Source organism: Candidatus Steffania adelgidicola (assembly GCF_020541225.1).
GTDB classification, from domain to species: Bacteria; Pseudomonadota; Gammaproteobacteria; order Enterobacterales; family Enterobacteriaceae; genus Steffania; species Steffania adelgidicola.
Genome location: NZ_CP045889.1, coordinates 616112 through 636304 on the forward strand (window position 1 = coordinate 616112; position 20193 = coordinate 636304).

Here is a 20193-nt window from a genome sequence, read left to right on the forward strand (position 1 = left end):
GCGACACTAAACCAATTCACTAGCAGTTAGTATATTAGCGTCGACCTTTTCTTCTGAAATACTGGTATTATCTAAATTTTAATTTTACTTCTCCATAAGATCCTATAATTATCATAAGGAAACCTATGACCTCCACAAGTCAAAGCGAATTAAGTAAAAACTTTCCATGTCACGGATTGAAAAGAATACTTTCCTAATTCTTTTGAGCATTATTCAGATAGAAAATTATGTAACATAATGTTAGTTCTATCTAATTTATATTTTTTCTAAAAAATAAGAGCGGAATCATGTTGCTATATATTTATGATATAAAATCATTATTGCGCTACTGTATAGCGGATTATCAGTGGTGGTAATGGCTTAATGCATTTAAGTATTATTTAATATAATACTTAAATTTATATAATTTCTTTTAAGTGAGAATTGTTTATTACTATATCAAAATAATTTTATGTATGCCCGATTAAGATTTTTGATGGCTGAGAACAATTTGGAACAAGATATTATTTTTGGATATGCTATTTTATATCTGCTGCCGAATGACTATTAGATCAAACTACATTTCTTTGATTATTACTAGCTTAGATGTTATCAATTGTTAATATCGTGTGTTTTTAAAAGGTTAAGATGATTTATATCATACTATTAGATGAATAAACAGCATTGCTGTTTATTCAAGATTTGAATATAGTTAAATTTATAGCGTCAAAAATAAATTATGCCACTTGGTGATATATGACACGCTTATTTTTTTGTCAGAGTGTTCTGGTTTGAGAGGTAAATGTTATCAATGTTGGGAATATACGCTTACTATAATTCTTATAGCATAAAACATCGGGTTAAATCGTATTGTAGCTTATCTAAAGCTAGATTATTGAATGGAGAGTAGTACGCTTTAGGTATATAGATTTTCTAGTGAAAATTTTTCTAATATCTGCCAATCAGACTTATTTATCTTACATCTGTAAGCTAAAATGCATCACGGGAATTTTAAAAATTTTATAAGAGGTGCTAAATGAAGCGTGCTGTGATTACCGGCCTAGGAATTTTATCAAGTATCGGTAATGACCAAAAAGAAGTTTTAGCCTCACTGAAACAAGGTCGCTCTGGGATTACTTTTTCCCAGGAACTAAAAGATTCAGGCATGCGTAGTCATGTCTGGGGCAATGTTAAACTCGATACTACTGGGCTGATTGATCGTAAAATGGTGCGATTTATGAGTGACGCTTCTATCTACGCTTTTCTGTCAATGGAGCAAGCAATTGCTGATTCCGGCCTCACTCCTAGTATGGTCTCTAATGATTGTACTGGTCTTATCGTTGGCTCTGGAGGGGGGTCCCCACGTAATCAAGTAGCTGGATCAGACGGAATGCGAACTCGTGGTTTGCGAGGTGTTGGGCCTTACATGGTAACAAAAGCAATGGCTTCTGGGGTGTCGGCATGTTTGGCATCAGCTTTTAAAATTCGCGGTATTAATTACTCCATCAGTTCTGCCTGTTCAACCTCAACGCACTGTATCGGTAATGCTGTGGAAATAATCCAGTTAGGTAAGCAAAATTTAGTTTTCGCCGGCGGCGGTGAAGAACTATGTTGGGAAATGGCCTGTGAATTCGACGCTATGGGCGCTTTGTCTACCCACTATAATAAAACACCGGAAAAAGCCTCTCGTACCTATGATGTCAACCGAGACGGTTTTGTTATCGCTGGGGGTGGTGGTATTGTTGTCGTAGAAGAACTGAAACATGCTCTAACCCGAGGAGCCTATATTTATGCTGAAATTATCGGCTATGGTGCAACCTCTGACGGTGCTGATATGGTCGCTCCTTCTGGAGAAGGTGCTATTCGCTGTATGAGAATGGCGCTAAAAGATGTCGATACGCCGATAGATTATCTTAACGTTCACGGTACTTCCACCCCAGTCGGGGATGTGAAAGAACTATGGGCAATTCGCGAAACTTTCCGCAACCAGAACCCGGCTTTCTCATCTACTAAAGCGATGACTGGTCACTCGCTTGGAGCAGCCGGGGTACATGAAACGATCTTTACGCTTTTGATGCTACAGAACAGTTTTATAGCACCAAGTATTAATATCGAGGGACTTGATCCGCAAGCCAAAGGTATGAATCTTATAACTAAGCTCATCCCACGAAAATTATTTACCGTTATGAGTAACAGCTTTGGTTTCGGTGGTACAAACGCAACTCTCGTGATGAGAAAATATCGCTAGGTATTATTAGTCATGTATTGATTACTATCCTAGTAAAACCCAACATATATTCCCTTTGAGATGAAATGGTATTAACTTTTACATTTATAAAGGCATCTGACATTTTAAAGTGGAAAGAGTACGGTTTATTTTTAGCGTATTTAAATTTATCTAATTGTCTATGTATCTTTCATAGATTGCAAAGGTATTTTAGTAGCATCTTTTGATGAAAGCGCTTGCTTTTTTTATCACCTTTCGTTTCAGGGTTTAGTACTCTTTACCGCTTCAGCATAAAAGTGCTGGTGCCTTTTAAAAAACCTTTATTTAAATATGAGATTAGTCAGCATCAATATTTTATTGAAGGCATTCATCAGATGTTGTCTTTTTATAGAGACAAAAATATATCAAGCATTATAAAGTATTGGCGAAAAATAGTATGTGTAAAGATATTTGATTAGATCGATTGGGATAGATCTAATTCATATATATAATTAATCTTACAAAGATTGAAAGAAGTTCTCCCATATTTCTCAATAACATTATGTTTTTCTATTGATTTAATATTTACATAGCGGTGTAAAAACATTTTCTTTAACTATACACTTTTATTACTCCTTGTCTCTAAACAAGCAGAATCCTAATGAAAAAAATTCGAATTGGGTATCACCTGAAGATAACTGCACTGAATCTCTTGCTATTTTAGCACTGGCACCTAAGAAAATAATTTCTAAGGACCCAGTTTCGCGATCCATATCCCTTATAGAAACGAGTAGTAAAATTATTTAAATTATCTTCGATCCTAAACGAGGCAACTACACGCATTATAGTGCGTAGCCTTTTATCTTGAAAATCAATATTATTCGCTAGGATATAACGATGGCGAGATGATTATTGCATTAATCTTTTAATATAAAAAAAGATATTCTAAATGCTAAAAAAGCATACGATTCTTATTTCTAATAAGGAATACATTTTTTAAATACGGGAGACGGATATGACTGGTTATCTAGTGGTTCTAAAGAAATCTACCTAATGCTCTACTAACAGTGTTGTTAATATTTTTTTTGGCAAAAAAAACTTAATATAAACTAAAGAAAGATCAGTAAAGAAACGTATTCGTTTAACCGATAGATTGGTGCTATTTTATCTAGGTGATATAACAGTATCATTGAATAAGCGACCATCACTCAAATATTTTTTATATTCTGTCATCAATGCCTAGACGTACATGATTTTTTTTATTCATTCGTTTAGAGAAGATTTGCGTTAGATACTTTCTTATCAGAATTCCTTTCATCAACCACCTTCTCATGATAGAGAATCTCTGTTTTTAAAAACAGAGGTTATTAAAAGTCACGCATGTGTACTTCTTAGATTACCTGTAATGACTAATATTAATAGCCCATGTGACTATTTTCATCGACTTTCGCTTATCACTATAAAATACTCTAATCTATTTAGCAGTTATGCTATTAATTTATCCGATAATTAGTTTATCGATCTTTTTTCACTTTTCTATTTCAGATTCATATCACTTATATATAAGAAGAAAATAATGGTGTTTAATGTCCTTTTAAGTAGGGACATCTTGATGCTATCATTTAACTTTAGTGTTTCTTTTCGCGTTTTAGCGTTACACATTAAAACAAATTACATTTAAAGAATGGTAGAAAATAGTGTTTCGCAGCTAAGATAATCGCCTTAATTTGTTTTTTATCTAACGGATGAAGTACTCGATTCAAATAAGGATCTTCGATTTCGCCAGGATAATACTTATTCCCCTGCCAGGCTTGTATCAGTTTGTCATGTGCCTCCAGTTGTCGGATTTCCTCTTTGTTAACGCTCTGTGTTACTTTATTGTAACAGTGGGTTAGCCATGCTCCTCCCGACCGAGGTAAAAGTAAAAGAGGTGACGTCATACCCTGAGAGTATCCGTTAATCAGGAAAACTAAAAAATCTTTTGCCTGGCAGCTAGGCAGGGGTGCGAAATGCCATGCTCCGCGCATACCGACTATCCGACTCTCTCCTTTTCCCCCCATAGCGCAATAGACTAGATGTTCCAACCACAACAGTATGCCGTCTCGAGCAGATAGAGTGCCAGGTCGCCACCGTAATAATCCGTTTTCCTGTACCTTTGGCAGCAAACCAGAAAGCAATATATTGTCTAGTTTGATATGAATATCAAGATCCTGTGTATCTAAGAGTCGCCACGCTCTTACTTGCTGAGCAAGCGGTGCCAGCTTTTTAGATTCTTTAAGCCAATATAGTTCACCAAACGCGCCATAGGGTAACAAGCCGGCGCCACGGACTTGGCGAAACAGTTTTTCAGTACTTTCCTCGTTGATCATTACGTTTAGCAACCGGTTGTTAAGTTGATATCGAGTCAGATTATCTAAGATAAAAGGTTCTTCCCCGAGCAGCTCAATTGAGGTCTGCTGAAAGGAGATCCCTAGACGCTGTACAAACCACGCACGGATCGGATGTCGATAAAATCGCATCAATTCATCTAAACTGATAGTGTTGAAGTCCAGCGGTTTTAACGGGGTGATAAAAGGCGACTCTGGCTTGCCTTCATTTCTGGCGGCTGGTAGCCATTCGTTAGCGAAGCTTTGGAACTTGCTATCGGGTAGAAAATTTTCTGGCATGAAAGGCATTCGACTGTGCCATTGCCACAGATGTGCACGTATCTGCTCGGTATTGTTCTCAACATTCAGGTGCATGTCATCAAGTAGATAAAAACTATGTGTGATATAATCACTGAGCTCACTTATGAGTATCGAGGGATAGCGTGAGGTATTATCTTGAAGAGTATTGCCGATAAAACTAATATACAGTTTCTCCTGTGCACACAGGAGAAGCTCTAGAAACAGATAGCGCTCACCATAACGATCGCTTTGGTCACCATGTCTAGGTTGCTGCGCCATCAGGTCAAACCCTTCTACCATTGGTGTTCTCGGATAAACACCATCATTCATGCCTAGTAGGCAGATAATACGGTATGGAATCAAGCGCATCGGTAGTAGGGTACAGAAATTTATACCACCGCTTAGAAATCGATGATTAACTCGATTCTGATCTAGCTTTTGAGCTAGTTGTTCTCGAAGTAGTCTCACTGGTACCGGCTGATTGTATCCCGTTTGTATACCGGATCGTAAGATCTGCTGCCAATAATTCTCCATCAATGCAAGCGCCGATTCAGCTTCAGGGTCAGGTAAGAAGAAATCCTCTATCATTTTTCTAGCGCAAGGACCCCAGGAATCTAAAGAGCGCGGTTGTGCAAGCCAGTCTTGCCATTGACGAAGCTGTTTTAACAGCTCCCCTAGTTGACCAACTAGATTTGCTATCAAGCCACTGGATTCGTCGTAAGGCACAATACCCTGCCAATCCCCACTCTTACTTTCCATTGCATAGCCTAGTAGCATTCGAGTTAAACCAAATTGCCACGTATTCTGACCAGTAGCAGGTAACATCAGTTTACGAAATGTATCGTCGTCTAACCCCCATCGAATGCCAGACTCTGCTACCCATTTGCGTAGTATGTGGAGCTCTGTCTCATTAATTTTAAAGCGAGCCGATAATGCTGGTACCTCGAGTAACGCTAGAACCTGTTCAGCCGAAAATCGACTCTGGGGTAATTCGAGTAGGTTAAGAACGGTAAGCACAACAGGGTGGATTGACCGTACCCGACTGTCGGAAATAGTAAAAGGAAGATATTGTTCTCTGCCAGCTTTACTAAATACTGATTGAATTGCTGCCGCGTAGCGGTCGATATCCGCTACCATAACGATCACGTTATGTGGCTCAATCGTGGAATCTTCCTCAATCATTGCTAACAGACTATCATGCAGTACTTCCAATTCCCTCTGAGGACTATGGCACACATGTATGCTGAGCGAACGATCATTCGCTTGGAGTAGTCGCTGTCTCTTATTTCCGGACACTCTATTAGCACTCATGTTTATTAGAGTGTGATCTTCTAGTCTTAAGATATCGCGCTTTAGTATACTTAAGAGAGAATTACCTGTTGGCTCAATAAATGCATCCACCTGAGCAATGCTGTCTGTCTGGGTCAGTAAGTAGAGAGTATCAAGTCCTTTCTTGCCCCAGGAGACTAAGAGTGGGTTGTCTATTTTCTGTTCCATCTTTTTATTAATGAATGCGCAAGCTTTTGATTGACTCCGGAACAGCCTATCCTCTGGCTGTTCTTGAAAATAACTCTGGCGGTGCTGTGGCAATTGCGCAGGAACAGCAGGATCCCGGATATCTCCCCAGTAATAGCGGCAGGGATTCCTGAAGAGTAGATGGATATCAATATGGTGACCTAGCGCTATCAATGTGTCAAACTGACTAGGAGATATGGCAGAGATATCGTATATGAAAACTCTATTCGGTAATCCCGCTAGGCAAATTTTGCTTTGCGTTAGAGTCTGAATAAATCTCTGATAGAGATTAGGGTTATCCCATATCCGTTTCCCTATTCGTTTTGTTTCAGCTACTAAAGCACACCAAAGCGGTGCCTGCCATCGCTGCGCTTCACCTATTCCTTGAATTAACTCGCCGCGTTCCCAGCGTTCCAACCAATCAGGACGGTATAGTAGATACTTTTCGAATAGATTTGCTATCTGGGTAACAAACTTGAAAGTTTTATGTTTATCATGATCATGACGCAGATATACGCTTACTGTCTCGCAATCCGGCATCTGGCAAAGGCGAAGTAGAAACCAAGTTATCAACGATTTAGAAAATATACTTTTTTGAGGAAGTTCCGGTAGGACACGAGTAAACATTTTAGAGATAAAGTCAGCTGGGCGTAAACATTCTATATTGATAGCTATACCAAGATGTTTAGCTAATTCCATTTGTATCCATCGGGCCATATCAGTGCTTTGCACCAGGATAATTTCAGGCTGGAACGGATCGTGTAGGGGCTGTTCTAAGATTATCCTTGCATTTAGCGTCAGTAGCTGTTCCAGCTGATTTGAATGATAAACAGTAAACATAAATACTTCTCATTAATGTAGGCCTTGCTAGGGCTTGCTAAGCCTTAGGATATATAACCACGTCTGTTAGAACACTAACGTGATTTTCTTCAATTCTTAGATAAGGTAAACACCATTCTACCAGCGATAATAATCGAAGAATGGAAGATGATCGCGCAGCAGTTAAAAAACTAGTGACTTAGTTTTAATGTCACATATTACTATTTGGATTCCTGATTTAATATTAAGTATTCTAATATAGAATACTGTTCTATATTGACCCTATATTTTATTACGATGAAAAATGAATTCATTTTTCCCAGATCAAGTTATTGATCTCTTATCAATAACTTAATCTGGTGAGATTGGACGATTTAAAACACTGCTGAGAATAAAACATCATAATCATGAGTTCTTTGAAGTCACTTATTAGGCTACATGTGTTTATAAGTAAGTGTTATCGCTTTGCTTTCACTAAGCATTTTCTAATAAAAATCATTGGTTAAAAAAAATAAAGTTATGTTGGTTTTATTTAAAAATGACGCCGTCTTCCTGTTTTAGGAAGCCATCTAGATTTTCTGCCTATATAACAATATCTTTTCCTTATTTTTTAATAACTTATTGATGATAATAGGTAATTTTAAAACTATTTTCATCCTTGATTAGAGTTGGATCGTGCTTTACGTAGGTACAAGTAAAAATTTTAAAATCAATCAGATAACACGAAGTTTTTTGTATTGGGCGTTCAAAAACACTGCACGGATTATTCTATCGCTGTAGTCTCTTCTATTGATTTTAACGTCAATCTCACGACATTTATGTAAGAAATCTCAGTTAAGTATTTGCCATGACTCTCTATCGGCTTATGATAGACAATAACAAAGATTTTGTAGTTCGACTTTAATCGAATAAATAATGTTTATTAAAATGCTCTAAACTTGACACGTTTTCTAAAACTCTGAATGTTAACATAAAGAATATTCCTAACGCCCTATTAGATTAAGAAATAATATGCTTGAACGATTGAATTAACTTCTCAAAGAAGTGTTAAAAATTCATTTTCAATTTTATTGAACTAATTAGTATTACGCATCCACTTACACATAAAGCTATATAAATACATCACTGAATTATTCGGTATTGTTTTAATTAATCTCGAGTAATAAAATGCAAACAAAATCTATTGGGATTTTTTAAATAGTTGCGTATAAGATTACGCAAAAAAACAAACCTAGTCATTCTAAAATATGATATGTTTCTAGTATAGACAAAACTGCTTCTACTATGCCTAATTTTTGCAGCACGTCATACATAGTTTTAGACAAAACCTCCTATTTTTATGCTAAAGTAATATCTCATGCGTGTTGCTGATTTCTATTTTGAATTACCAAATCATCTAATTGCTAGATATCCTCGAGCAGAACGAAGTGCCTGTCGTTTGTTGTCTCTAGAGGGACAGACAGGGAATTTGACCCACCAGGTCTTTACGGATTTGCTAGATGCATTAACTCCAGGTGATTTACTGGTGCTTAATAATACTCGAGTAATTCCCGCGCGCTTATTCGGTCATAAGGTTACTGGCGGAAAAATCGAAGTCCTAGTTGAAATAGTTCTCGATGATAAAAGAGTGTTGGCCCAGGTGCGTGCTTCCAATGCATTAAAAGCTGGCGCTGCGCTGTTATTAGGAGATGATCATAGCATTATTGCTACTATGATAGCCCGTCACGATTCGCTGTTTGAATTAAAATTTCACGATGTTCGCGATGTGATGACATTGTTAAACGAAGCCGGTCATATCCCTTTACCGCCCTATATTGATCGACTCGATGAGAGAGTGGATCGTGAGCTATATCAGACAGTGTATGGGGAACGTCTTGGAGCAGTCGCAGCACCAACTGCCGGTCTCCATTTTGATCAGTTTGTGCTCGAAGCACTGCGGGCTAAAGGTGTAGAAATGGCGTTTGTCACTCTTCACGTGGGAGCCGGAACCTTCCAGCCAGTACGGGTGGATAGGATTGAAAAACATCAGATGCATGCGGAATATGTTGAAGTACCGCAAGAAGCAGTTGATGCCGTGCTGGCATGTAGGGCGCGCGGAAAACGTGTTGTGGCTGTCGGCACAACTTCCGTACGTTCTCTGGAAAGTGCGGCTGTAGCATCAGGTAATCAAATACTTACGCCATTTTTTGGGAATACGGGTATTTTTATTTATCCAGGTTATCATTTTCGCGTCGTTGACGCGCTGATCACTAATTTTCATCTACCAGAGTCCACCCTAATAATGCTGGTCTCTGCATTTGTTGGTTATCGCTATACTTTAGCGGCTTACCGAGAAGCAGTAGCGCAGTCCTATCGTTTTTTTAGTTACGGGGATGCTATGTTTATTACTCGCAATCCTACGGCTGATAAAGAGCAGATAGGAAAGCCCTAATTAATTACTTGACGCATGCGTCAATGATTTATATCAGTCTTATCCCGATTGCATAAACTGATAACATAAGAAACCGCTTTGTGTATCGCTTGGTTGGGTTGATCGAATACGTTTCTTTTATTAAACATCGGTCTGTTTATCGGATGTTGGAGGATGTGTGCAGTATCAACTATTAAAAATCGATGGTCATGCCCGGCGTGGGCGACTAGTATTTGATCGTGGCATTGTAGAAACACCAGTATTTATGCCGGTAGGTACTTATGGTAGTGTGAAGGGTATAACAACTGAAGAGTTAAAGGAGACCGGAGGGCAAATTCTCCTGGGTAATACGTTTCATCTCTGGCTCAGGCCGGGATTGGCAGTAATGAAACTGCATGGCGATTTGCACGACTTTATGCATTGGGATGGTCCGATATTAACCGATTCCGGTGGATTTCAGGTATATAGCCTAAGCCATATGTGCAAAATCACCGAAGAAGGGGTTTATTGTCGTAATCCAATCAACGGAGATGCAATTTTTCTTAGCCCAGAAAAATCGATGGAAATACAGTATGATTTAGGTTCTGATATTGTCATGGTTTTTGATGAATGCACACCTTACCCCTCCACTTGGAATTATACTAAACAGTCAATGGAAATGTCTTTGCGCTGGGCGGCTCGTAGCCGTCAGTATTTTGACAAATCTCAAAACCGAAACGCACTATTTGGTATTATTCAGGGGGGAGTTTACAAGGATTTACGAGATGCATCGGTAAAAAGACTGGTAGAGATCGGTTTTGATGGTTACGCTGTAGGTGGATTAGCGGTGGGTGAATCAAAAGTGGATATGAACCGTATGCTAGAAAATCTATTCCCCCAGCTTCCGATAGATAAACCTCGATATTTGATGGGTGTCGGGAAGCCCGAGGATTTAGTAGAAGGTGTTTGTCGTGGTATCGATATGTTCGATTGTGTTATGCCGACTCGCAATGCCCGTAACGGTCATCTTTTTATCACTTCTGGAATCGTAAAAATTCGCAATGCCCAGTATAAATATGATGTTTCATCGCTTGATGCAGGATGTGATTGTTACACCTGTCGAAATTATAGTCGCGCGTATTTGCATCATCTTGATCGTTGCAATGAAATACTTGGTGCTAGATTAAATACTATCCATAATTTACGTTATTACCATAAGTTGATGGCGGGTTTACGGCAGGCTATCTCGGAACGTAAACTAGAGAACTTTGTGCGTGAGTTTTATTCCCAGATAGGTAAAACCCGTTGCATCTTTAGCTGTTAAGTGAAATAACGATGAGGAAATTAAATGAGTTTTCTTATTTCTAATGCTGTTGCCTCTATCGATCCTCCATCTCAGTCAAGTCCCTACTCGATGCTGGTGATGTTAATTTTTTTTGGTCTGATTTTTTATTTCATAATTTTACGTCCACAGCAAAAACGCGCTCTGCTTCATAAAACATTGATTAGCTCCATTTCCAAAGGGGATGAAGTGCTGACAACCGGAGGGTTAGTTGGTAGCGTGAAAAAAGTTACTGATAGTGGCTATATTTTCATCGCTCTTAACGAGACCAACGTGGTGCTTATTAAACGTGATTTTGTGGCCGCCGTGTTGCCAAGAGGTACGATAAAAGCGCTGTAAGAGCCAATTTTCCCGAAGGGAACTACTGTGTTAAATCGTTATTCCTTATGGCAGTATATCATGATGATTCTGGTGTTAATCATCGGGTTGCTTTATGCTCTTCCTAACCTGTACGGGGAAGATCCCGCTGTACAGGTTACGCCTAAGCGAGGTGGCATCGCTACCGAATCGCTTCTAATAAAAATTCAAACCATATTAAAACAACAACATATTACCAGTACATCAATCACCCTGGAAAAAGGTGCAATTTTGGCTCGTTTCTCCAGCCAGGACATGCAGCTACAAGCTCGTGAAGCCTTGTTAAACGTGCTTGGAAAAAATTACGTCGTGGCACTGAACTTAGCTGCAGCCACACCTGCTTGGTTGAATATTCTAGGTGCAGAACCGATAAAACTAGGTTTGGATTTGCGTGGTGGGGTTCATTTTTTAATCGAAGTAAATATGGATACCTTATTCAATAAACTGCGGGAGCAGGCGATGGATACCTTACGGCGTGATTTATACGATAAGAGGATTCCTTATGTAACAATGTGTAAAATTAAGAATTACGGCATTGAAGTGTATTTTAGCGCTCCTAAGACTCGTGATGAGGCGATATCGTGGTTGAGAAGCCGTCATCAAAATTTAGTGATCTCTGATTTTGGAGATAACAGTCTGGATGCCATTTTTACAGATGATTATTTGCAAAAAAACCGCGAATATGCAGTGCAGGAGAATATCAGTATCCTACGTAATCGAATCAATCAGCTAGGAGTCAGTGACTCACTGGTACAGCGTCAGGGGAGTAATCGTATTGTAGTTGAGCTTCCGGGTATCCAAGATACAGCTCACGCTAAGGAAATTCTAGGGGGGACTGCTACAGTTGAGTTTCGTTTAGTTAATCAGTCAGTAGATCTAAACACCGTCGCTAACGGCCATGTACCGAGCGATTCCGAGATAAAAAACACTCGCGATCAGCAAGTTGTGGTTTTGTACAAAGCAGTTATCTTAACCGGCAATCACATTACTGATGCCCGCACTAGCACTGATGAATATCATCATCCACAAGTTAATATTTCCCTAGATAGTGCGGGCGGGAAAATCATGTCCCAATTCAGCAAGAATAATATCGATAAGATGATGGCAACTCTATTTGTAGAATATAAAAATAGCGGTAAAAAAGATCTGAGTGGTCGATTCATTTTAACGAAGCAAGAGGAAGTTATTAATATTGCCACTATTCAAAGTCGACTTGGTAATACTTTTCGTATTACCGGGATTAATAATTTTAATGAGGCACGTCAGCTCTCATTACTGCTTCGCGCAGGAGTGTTGATTGCACCAATTCAGATTGTAGCAGAGTGCACTATTGGTCCGACCTTGGGAGTGAAAAACATTACTCAAGGGTTAAAAGCGTGCCTATTTGGACTGATGGTATCAATTTTATTTATGGTGATTTGGTACCGCAAGTTTGGTCTGATTGCCAGCACAGCTTTTATTGTTAACTTAATGTTAATTATCGGAATTATATCCTTATTGCCCGGTGCAACTCTAACAATGCCAGGTATTGCGGGGATTGTTCTAACATTGGCAGTAGCGGTAGATGCCAATGTTTTAATTAACGAACGTATCAAAGAAGAGCTACGAAATGGTCGCACCGTGCAGCAGGCTATTCATGAGGGGTATCAGGGCGCCTTCTCTAGTATCATTGACGCAAATATTACGACGCTTATTACCGTTATTATTTTATACGCGGTGGGAACAGGATCAATCAAGGGTTTTGCAATTACTACCGCTATCGGTATCGCTACCTCTATGTTTACGGCGATCTTTGGAACACGTGCTATTGTAAACTTACTTTACGGCGGTAAACGGATTGAGAAGTTATCTATCTAGGAGTGATCTGTGGCTCAGCAACAGGGAAATGTTGAAGCATTAAACTACGGTCGTAAAGTTTACAACTTTATGAGTTGGGATCATCTGGCTTTTACCCTCTCGGTCATCCTCTTAATTGCCTCCATCACGATCATAGAAATAAGAGGCTTTAACTGGGGATTAGATTTTACAGGGGGTACAGTCATTGAACTGCAATTAGAAAATGCTACGAACCTAAATCAGATCCGTTCTGCATTTGAGCAGGCAGGATTTATGGATCTTTTAGTGCAGAATTTTGGTAGTAGCCAAACTATAATAGTTCGTATTCCGCCGATGAAAAATGGATTAGGACAGGAGATCAGTAATAAAGTACTTGGGGTGATTAATCACGCAACTAATCAGAACGCCGTTGTTACGCGAGTAGCATTTATCGGACCGAGCATCGGTAGCGATCTGATTCAATCAGGTGCTATGGCACTTTTATTAGCTTTGGTTTGTATATTGATTTATGTGGGTTTTCGTTTTGAGTGGCGTTTGGCAACGGGGGCGGTGTTAGCACTTGCTCATGATGTAGCGATTACGCTTGGAGTACTGTCGTTATTTCATATCGAGATCGATCTGACGATTATCGCTGCTCTCATGTCAGTAATTGGGTACTCTCTAAACGATAGTATTGTAGTATTAGATCGTATTCGTGAGAACTTTCATAAAATCCGGAATGGCACTTCCTATGATATTTTTAACATTTCATTAACGCAAACCTTAAATCGGACTATCATTACCTCTGCCACTACACTTATGGTAGTGGTGGTATTATTGATTTTTGGTGGTGAAATGCTTCGCGGATTTTCGACGACACTATTTATTGGTGTAATTATAGGTACTGTAAGTTCAATTTATGTGGCATCGGCGCTGGCTCTTAAGCTCGGTATAGAGCGGATACATCTTGTAAAAATAATGGTGGAAAAAGAGGGGGACACCCCGTATTGGCGCCTACCTTAAGTAAGACGAAGTAATTTTGTTTCTGTGTTGATTTCCTTGGTTATGCAAAGCGAACAAAGAATATAATTCTGTCTATGCGCCAGTTACTACTAGTACCGCTATTCGTGGGGTTCATTAAAAAATCAGCCTTTATTGTAAGCAGATGCTGAAAAAGATAAAATACACGTCGTTAATGCCTTGAATAAGTTTTTTACTATTTATCTTACTACTTCGAAGTCAGTATATAGTATCCATGCTTTTTTGAGACACACCACTAGGTGGCACCTGGAAAAATCGTAATGAAATATATATCTTTCATTGTAGTAGTGTCATATCCGCAATTCTCAAGAAAAGCATCCGTAATTGGTTGAGTAGCGTAAGGCGATTCATTCGTATCTGGCGATCGTCTGTCATGACCATGACGTTATTAAAGAAGGTATTCACTGGATCATGTAGCGTGACCAATTCTATCAGCGCATCCTGGTAACGAGCTTCTTTAAATAACGGTTGAAGTTTTTCGCTTAATATCGATAAATGAATCGCCAATCTGATTTCCGCTGGATCCTGAAGTATTGTACTTTGTATATTTTGATAAATGGGATCATGAGATTTTGCTAAAATATTTGATACTCGCTTGTAGACTTCTGCCATCACGGTACCTTGCTTTAGGGTTCGGAAATGACTAACTGCACGTATCCTAGCATCAAAATCCACCGGGCAGGTCGGTCGGCATGCCAGTACTGCCTGGATCGTATCGTCCCTGTGTCCCTTTTCTTGATACCAGGCACGAAAACGGTTCAGCATAAAGTTAATAACATTATCCACCACCGCTGGATTGGTAAGCATCTTACCGTATAGGCGTGCAGACTCTTCAATTAGTGATTGAAGATCGAGGGGTAACTGTTTTTCTACGATGATACGTAGTACACCGAGGGCCTTTCGGCGTAAAGCGAAAGGATCTTTGTCTCCTCTAGGAAAATCCCCAATACCGAAAATACCGGTTACTGTATCTATTTTATCAGCGATAGCCACTGTACAGGAGATTGAGGTTGTAGGGAGTATATCGTTAGCGAAGCGAGGATAATATTGTTCTTTTTGCGCCAGCGCCACTACCTCTAGCTCGCCATCGTGACGTGCGTAATGCATACCCATCTCACCTTGCGAGTCAGTAAATTCAAAAACCATATTGGTTATCAAGTCGCATTTAGATAATAAACCAGCTCGTGCTGCTTGTGATACATTTGCACCAATCTGATCTGCTATCCAGCTTGCAAGAGCTTCTATGCGTGTGCTCTTATCTCGTAAGGTTCCGAGTTGTTTTTGGAAGAGTACGGCATCTAGGAATGGCAGTCGATCTTCTAGGCGTTGTTTTCGATCAGTATTAAAAAAGAACTCTGCATCTGCTAACCGTGGTCGCACAACCTTTTCATTACCGGCAATAATCTGAAATGGATCTTTTGACTCGATGTTCGCAACGAAGATAAAATACGGTAGTAGATTACCTGCAATCCCATACACTGGAAAATATTTTTGAGCGCCTTTAATGGTGTAAACAATGGCTGGTAATGACAAAAATTTTTTTTCAAAACAAGCAGTTAGAACAACTGGCCATTCCACTAGCGACGTAACTTCTTCCAGAAGGTTATCGTTTATGTCTGCTTCACCGCCTAATTCTTTAGCCGCTGCGGTCGCGTCTCGGCGAATCGTTTCTTTACGTTGTAGATAATCTACCATTACTCTTCCTCGAGACAGCAATACTTGCGCATATTGATCAGCGTGTTCAAGGTTAATTTTTCGTTCACCCATAAAGCGATGGCCATACAGAACGCGATCCACCTCAATGTCAAGTACTTTTCCTGGAATTACGGTATTATCTAGCAGAAGTGTCACGGTGTGTACCGGTCGAATAAACTCAACATTATTATCACCCCAACGCATCATTTTCGGGATCTGTAGTTTTCCTATAGCAGTATTAACAATGTTGCATAGCAGATCCTGTACAGGTTTTCCTTTTACCCGGTTTCGGTATAGTAGCCATGCGCCTTTCTCGGTCGTTAAATGTTCAGCCTCCCTAACTGTGATACCGCAGCATTGTGCCCACTTCTCAGCTGCTTTTGTAGGGTTGCCAGCGGCATCGAACGCTATGGCGATAGATGGACCTTTCCTCTCAATATTTTTATCGGCTTGGTTACCGTGAATTGAGGTGACCTTGACTGCTAGTCGACGAGGCGTTGCAAACCAATTTACCCTACCGTAGAAGATATGAGCGGTATCAAGTTCTTCGCCAATTTGGGCGGCGAAGCTTTCTCCTAAAGCACGAAGATTTTTTGGTGGTAGTTCTTCTGTGCCAATTTCCACCAGAAAAGTATGTTGTGCCATGTCAGCCTCTTATTTATCATGCTTTTTACACAATGGAAAACCTAGCTTTTTTCGTGAAACGTAGTAGGCTTGCGCTACCCCTTTAGTCAAGGTGCGGATCCTCAAAATATAACGCTGGCGCTCCGTAACTGAAATAGCTTTTCGGGCGTCTAGTAAATTGAAAGTATGCGCTGCTTTGAGTATGCGCTCATAAGCAGGTAGCGGTAGCGGGTTTTCTAGCGCTAGTAGGTTTTTAGTTTCGTTTTCATACTGTTCAAAGCAGAAAAATAGAAAATTTACGTCAGCGTGTTTAAAGTTATACATGGATTGCTCGATTTCGTTTTGATGGAACATATCCCCATAAGTTATCCGACCTAGTAGTCCATCGTTCCATATTAGATCATAGACGCTATCAACACCCTGCTGATACATCGCCAATCGCTCAAGTCCATAAGTGATTTCTCCCGTGACAGGCCGGCATTCCAGTCCACCTATCTGCTGAAAATACGTGAACTGCGTTACTTCCATGCCATTTAGCCAGACTTCCCACCCTAATCCCCAGGCGCCCAATGTTGGGTTTTCCCAATTATCTTCAACGAAGCGAATATCCTGAATTGTAGGATCTAAACCAACTTCTCTAAGCGAATTGAGATATAACTCCTGAATGTTTTCAGGCGAAGGTTTTATGATTACCTGAAACTGATAATAATGCTGTAATCGATTAGGATTTTCACCGTATCGACTATCAGTCGGCCGGCGAGAAGGTTGCACGTAGGCAGCTGCCATGGGCTCTGGACCAAGAGCGCGGAGGCAGGTCATGGGATGTGAAGTTCCAGCGCCAACTTCCATATCCAGCGGTTGTATGATGGTACAACCTTGATTTGCCCAATAATTTTGAAGAGTTAGAATTAAGCCCTGAAAGACTTTTGGATTAAACTTTTGCATACTGAATCTGCATATAATATAAGTGAATGCAATAAGAAAACGCTATTATAGGCGCTGCATATTTGGACATGCAGTCCGAATTATACTAATAACGGTAAATATGTGATATAGATTTAATCAGAATAGTCATCTGGGTTCTTAAATTCTACATGATAGGGAAATTTATAAAAGTATCAAAATGTTGTAATGATGAGTATCATATCTTATATTGGCTTTATGCGCCAGAAAGATTTATGAGTACATTCCTGCTTATGGCTGGATAAAACTGCTTACGAATATTTTTATCATAGTGTACATATTGTGCAGAAAATTAACCTTTAAGACTACTGACTTAAAAGTTATAATTATTTTATATGAAGTATATGGTAATAACAATTTATTTTCTATATGTTAGATAATAAGTGATATCTATATGGGAACAGTAAGTAGGTATGAGCTTTTTTTAAAAGCTAGTAGTCTAAATAGAGTTAAACTCCTGAGTTTATTATTGAATCTATTTTTATTATGCTTTTATTAAGAAAAAATTATCTTTAATGCATTAACTAAATTATCTTTCTTCTCTAAGAAATCAGTTTTATTTCCTGAAATTGATATGATGTCTTTAAATAATCTAAGCGTAATCGTCTATTAATCTTTCATAGATAATAATAGTGTTTAATTACTAAATGTTAGGTCTCAGCATATTATTAAGATATGATCTATCGATCATGATCACATAGAGTGTGATATCAAATTTCCACATATAAAATTCTATTAATTTATCCCTGTATAATTATTTTTATCTGTACCCGATTATTACCTATGAGCGATACTCTAATAAGAGTATAGAAATAGGCTCTTTATTAATCTCAGTTTTTTTGTTTTTTTAAAGAGGAAAACCTACTAGAATTGTTTGATTGATTTTTATAAAAAAAGGATGTTATGATATTTAATATTTTCTTTTAAAGAACATATGAGTTCAATACACTCTTAATTTACTGCGAGGATCAATGAATACTAGATTCTCTAGATGCGTTGTAATCTTAGTGTGTTCAGCGTGCACTTAAATAGGAATCGACCCCATAATTGAGATATAGAAGATACATAAATAAATATGCATCAGGTAAAGTGAATATAGCGCTGAGATCTGTAATGTTATTACGTTTTCTCTATTTATAAACGGATTTAGATATGTATGGATACGTATTATCATGGGGTTTAACCCTCAAGTACATTTTATATTATCTTGATCTCAAAGAAGATAAGATAAATCCGTGAGGATTTTATAATAATGTATAAGGCGTCATAACCTGAATTCACGTATCCATATTAAACGTCTTGCTTCTATAAAGTATCTATTTTTAAAATTCAGCAACGATATAGAACAAGATCGTTAGATGGTATATATCTTACCATCTACTATCATTAAAACATCAGCGATGTTTAAGATCGTCTAAATATCACTGAGAATATCCTTTATTAAACGAGGACCGTGAAAAATAAACCCCGAATAGATCTGAATTAATGAGGCGCCTGCCGCTAGTTTCTCTCTAGCTGAAATGAGCGAATCAATACCACCGACCCCGATAATCGGTAATTTCCCTTGTAACTCTGCGGATAATTTTTGGATAATTTCCGTGCTACGTAATTGTAAGGGGCGGCCACTTAAACCGCCGATTTGAGAACTGTGATCCATACCCTGAACTAGCTCACGACCCGTGGTAGTATTGGTTGCAATGACACCATCGATATTATGCCGTATCAAACTATCGCTAATTTGAATCAATTCTGACTCATTGATGTCTGGAGCTATTTTTACCGTTATCGGCACATATTTTTGGTGTTGTGTTTGTAGTTCTGCTTGCTTGTTTTTTATTGATCGCAACAGATCATCTAGCGCATCGCCGAATTGCAGTGTGCGTAGCTCCGGTGCATTTGGTGATGAAATATTCAGTACGATATAACCAGCGTAAGGATAGACCTTTTCCATACAAATTATATAATCATCTATACTTTGTTCTATCGGCGTATCTTTATTCTTTCCAATATTAATGCCCAGAATACCACCAAAATGGGATTTCTTAATATTTTCAATAAGGTTATTAACTCCGTTGTTATTAAAGCCCATACGATTGATCAGCCCTTCAGCCTTCACCAGACGGAAGAGTCGTGGTTTTTCATTACCTAACTGGGCACGAGGTGTAACCGTACCAACTTCGATAAACCCAAAACCCATGGATCCAAGTGCATCAATATACTCACCGTTTTTATCCAATCCTGCAGCCAATCCGAGCGGATTTCTAAAGACAAGGCCCATGCAAGTAACAGTTTTTGTCGGTACCGATTGTCGGAGTAAGCATTTGAGTGGGCTACTGCTAATACGTTTAATCTGCTGCAAAGTTAATTCATGGGCTCGTTCCGGGTCGAGCTGAAATAACGCCTGCTTGATAATGGGGTATAACATGTGGTCTCCTAATTCCCAGTTTAAATTAAGACAGTATTATCAATCATTGATGCGGGAAAGGGAATCCATGATAGTGATTCGATATGTGGTATTTTACCTTAACTGAGGTTTTTTTTAAAAATTTTCAGTTGCAGACAAGCATAGTAATTCAGATTGATCAGTTTGCTTTCTTTTAAGATGTCTATGAATGGATCTCGTTGAGAGTAAAATATTATGATGAGTAAGAACTCGTTCCTGATTGAAGTAGACTGTTCAGTCTTTTTGTAGAATGCCGAAAGTAGGTTTATAGGATAACTTCTATACGCTGTTTTGACAATTCGACTATACTCTTTGTATATGGATTTAGCGGTAAATTAA

10 protein-coding genes are annotated in these 20193 nt (G+C 38.8%); 6 read left to right on the forward strand and 4 right to left on the reverse strand.

Translation table 11 applies throughout. From position 1 onward, the window contains the following. Positions 1 to 1015 precede the first annotated feature (1015 nt). Positions 1016 to 2227: a beta-ketoacyl-ACP synthase I gene (gene fabB, locus GFK82_RS01715; RefSeq protein WP_226811198.1), complete on the forward strand. Its 1212-nt coding sequence runs from the start codon at positions 1016 to 1018 to the stop codon at positions 2225 to 2227. 1619 nt (positions 2228 to 3846) lie between these two features. On the opposite strand, the gene recC is transcribed toward fabB, so the two are convergent. Continuing rightward, a complete protein-coding gene (gene recC / locus GFK82_RS01720; RefSeq protein ID WP_226811199.1) occupies positions 3847 to 7206 on the reverse strand; it encodes an exodeoxyribonuclease V subunit gamma in 3360 nt (1119 codons plus the stop codon). A 1336-nt stretch (positions 7207 to 8542) separates the two neighbouring features. Between recC and queA the strand changes: the two genes are divergently transcribed. The 5 genes from queA (at position 8543) to secF (ending at position 14111) form a co-directional block, all read left to right on the forward strand. Continuing rightward, the gene (gene queA, locus GFK82_RS01725) at positions 8543 to 9616 is read left to right on the forward strand and encodes a tRNA preQ1(34) S-adenosylmethionine ribosyltransferase-isomerase QueA (protein ID WP_226811200.1); all 1074 of its coding nucleotides are present in this window, start codon (positions 8543 to 8545) and stop codon (positions 9614 to 9616) included. Positions 9617 to 9773: 157 nt separating this feature from the next. After that, on the forward strand, positions 9774 to 10898 hold the full coding sequence (tgt, locus tag GFK82_RS01730; RefSeq protein WP_226811201.1) for a tRNA guanosine(34) transglycosylase Tgt: 1125 nt from the start codon (positions 9774 to 9776) through the stop codon (positions 10896 to 10898). Positions 10899 to 10922: 24 nt separating this feature from the next. Continuing rightward, positions 10923 to 11255 carry a preprotein translocase subunit YajC gene (yajC, locus tag GFK82_RS01735; RefSeq protein ID WP_226811202.1) on the forward strand — a complete coding sequence of 111 codons (333 nt, stop codon included), beginning with the start codon at positions 10923 to 10925 and terminating at the stop codon, positions 11253 to 11255. A 27-nt stretch (positions 11256 to 11282) separates the two neighbouring features. Further along, on the forward strand, positions 11283 to 13130 hold the full coding sequence (gene secD / locus GFK82_RS01740; protein WP_226811203.1) for a protein translocase subunit SecD: 1848 nt from the start codon (positions 11283 to 11285) through the stop codon (positions 13128 to 13130). A gap of 69 nt (positions 13131 to 13199) precedes the next feature. Then, positions 13200 to 14111, forward strand: coding sequence for a protein translocase subunit SecF (gene secF, locus GFK82_RS01745; protein ID WP_226811264.1), 912 nt, complete (start codon positions 13200 to 13202; stop codon positions 14109 to 14111). Positions 14112 to 14405: 294 nt separating this feature from the next. On the opposite strand, the gene glyS is transcribed toward secF, so the two are convergent. The 3 genes from glyS to pyrD form a co-directional block, all read right to left on the reverse strand. Continuing rightward, the gene (gene glyS, locus GFK82_RS01750) at positions 14406 to 16469 is read right to left on the reverse strand and encodes a glycine--tRNA ligase subunit beta (protein ID WP_226811204.1); all 2064 of its coding nucleotides are present in this window, start codon (positions 16467 to 16469) and stop codon (positions 14406 to 14408) included. Positions 16470 to 16478: 9 nt separating this feature from the next. Then, positions 16479 to 17393: a glycine--tRNA ligase subunit alpha gene (gene glyQ, locus GFK82_RS01755; protein ID WP_226811205.1), complete on the reverse strand. Its 915-nt coding sequence runs from the start codon at positions 17391 to 17393 to the stop codon at positions 16479 to 16481. Between the two features lie 1432 nt (positions 17394 to 18825). Further along, positions 18826 to 19836, reverse strand: a complete 1011-nt coding sequence (pyrD, locus tag GFK82_RS01760; RefSeq protein ID WP_226811206.1) for a quinone-dependent dihydroorotate dehydrogenase — start codon at positions 19834 to 19836, stop codon at positions 18826 to 18828. Positions 19837 to 20193 lie beyond the last annotated feature (357 nt).

Excerpts from the sequence above, each read along its gene's own strand:
- fabB (WP_226811198.1), top strand. The coding sequence starts at position 1,016 with ATGAAGCGTGCTGTGATTACCGGCCTAGGAATTTTATCAAGTATCGGT.
- recC (WP_226811199.1), bottom strand. The coding sequence starts at position 7,206 with ATGTTTACTGTTTATCATTCAAATCAGCTGGAACAGCTACTGACGCTA.
- queA (WP_226811200.1), top strand. The coding sequence starts at position 8,543 with ATGCGTGTTGCTGATTTCTATTTTGAATTACCAAATCATCTAATTGCT.
- yajC (WP_226811202.1), top strand. The coding sequence starts at position 10,923 with ATGAGTTTTCTTATTTCTAATGCTGTTGCCTCTATCGATCCTCCATCT.
- secF (WP_226811264.1), top strand. The coding sequence starts at position 13,200 with ATGAGTTGGGATCATCTGGCTTTTACCCTCTCGGTCATCCTCTTAATT.
- glyS (WP_226811204.1), bottom strand. The coding sequence starts at position 16,469 with ATGGCACAACATACTTTTCTGGTGGAAATTGGCACAGAAGAACTACCA.
- glyQ (WP_226811205.1), bottom strand. The coding sequence starts at position 17,393 with ATGCAAAAGTTTAATCCAAAAGTCTTTCAGGGCTTAATTCTAACTCTT.
- pyrD (WP_226811206.1), bottom strand. The coding sequence starts at position 19,836 with ATGTTATACCCCATTATCAAGCAGGCGTTATTTCAGCTCGACCCGGAA.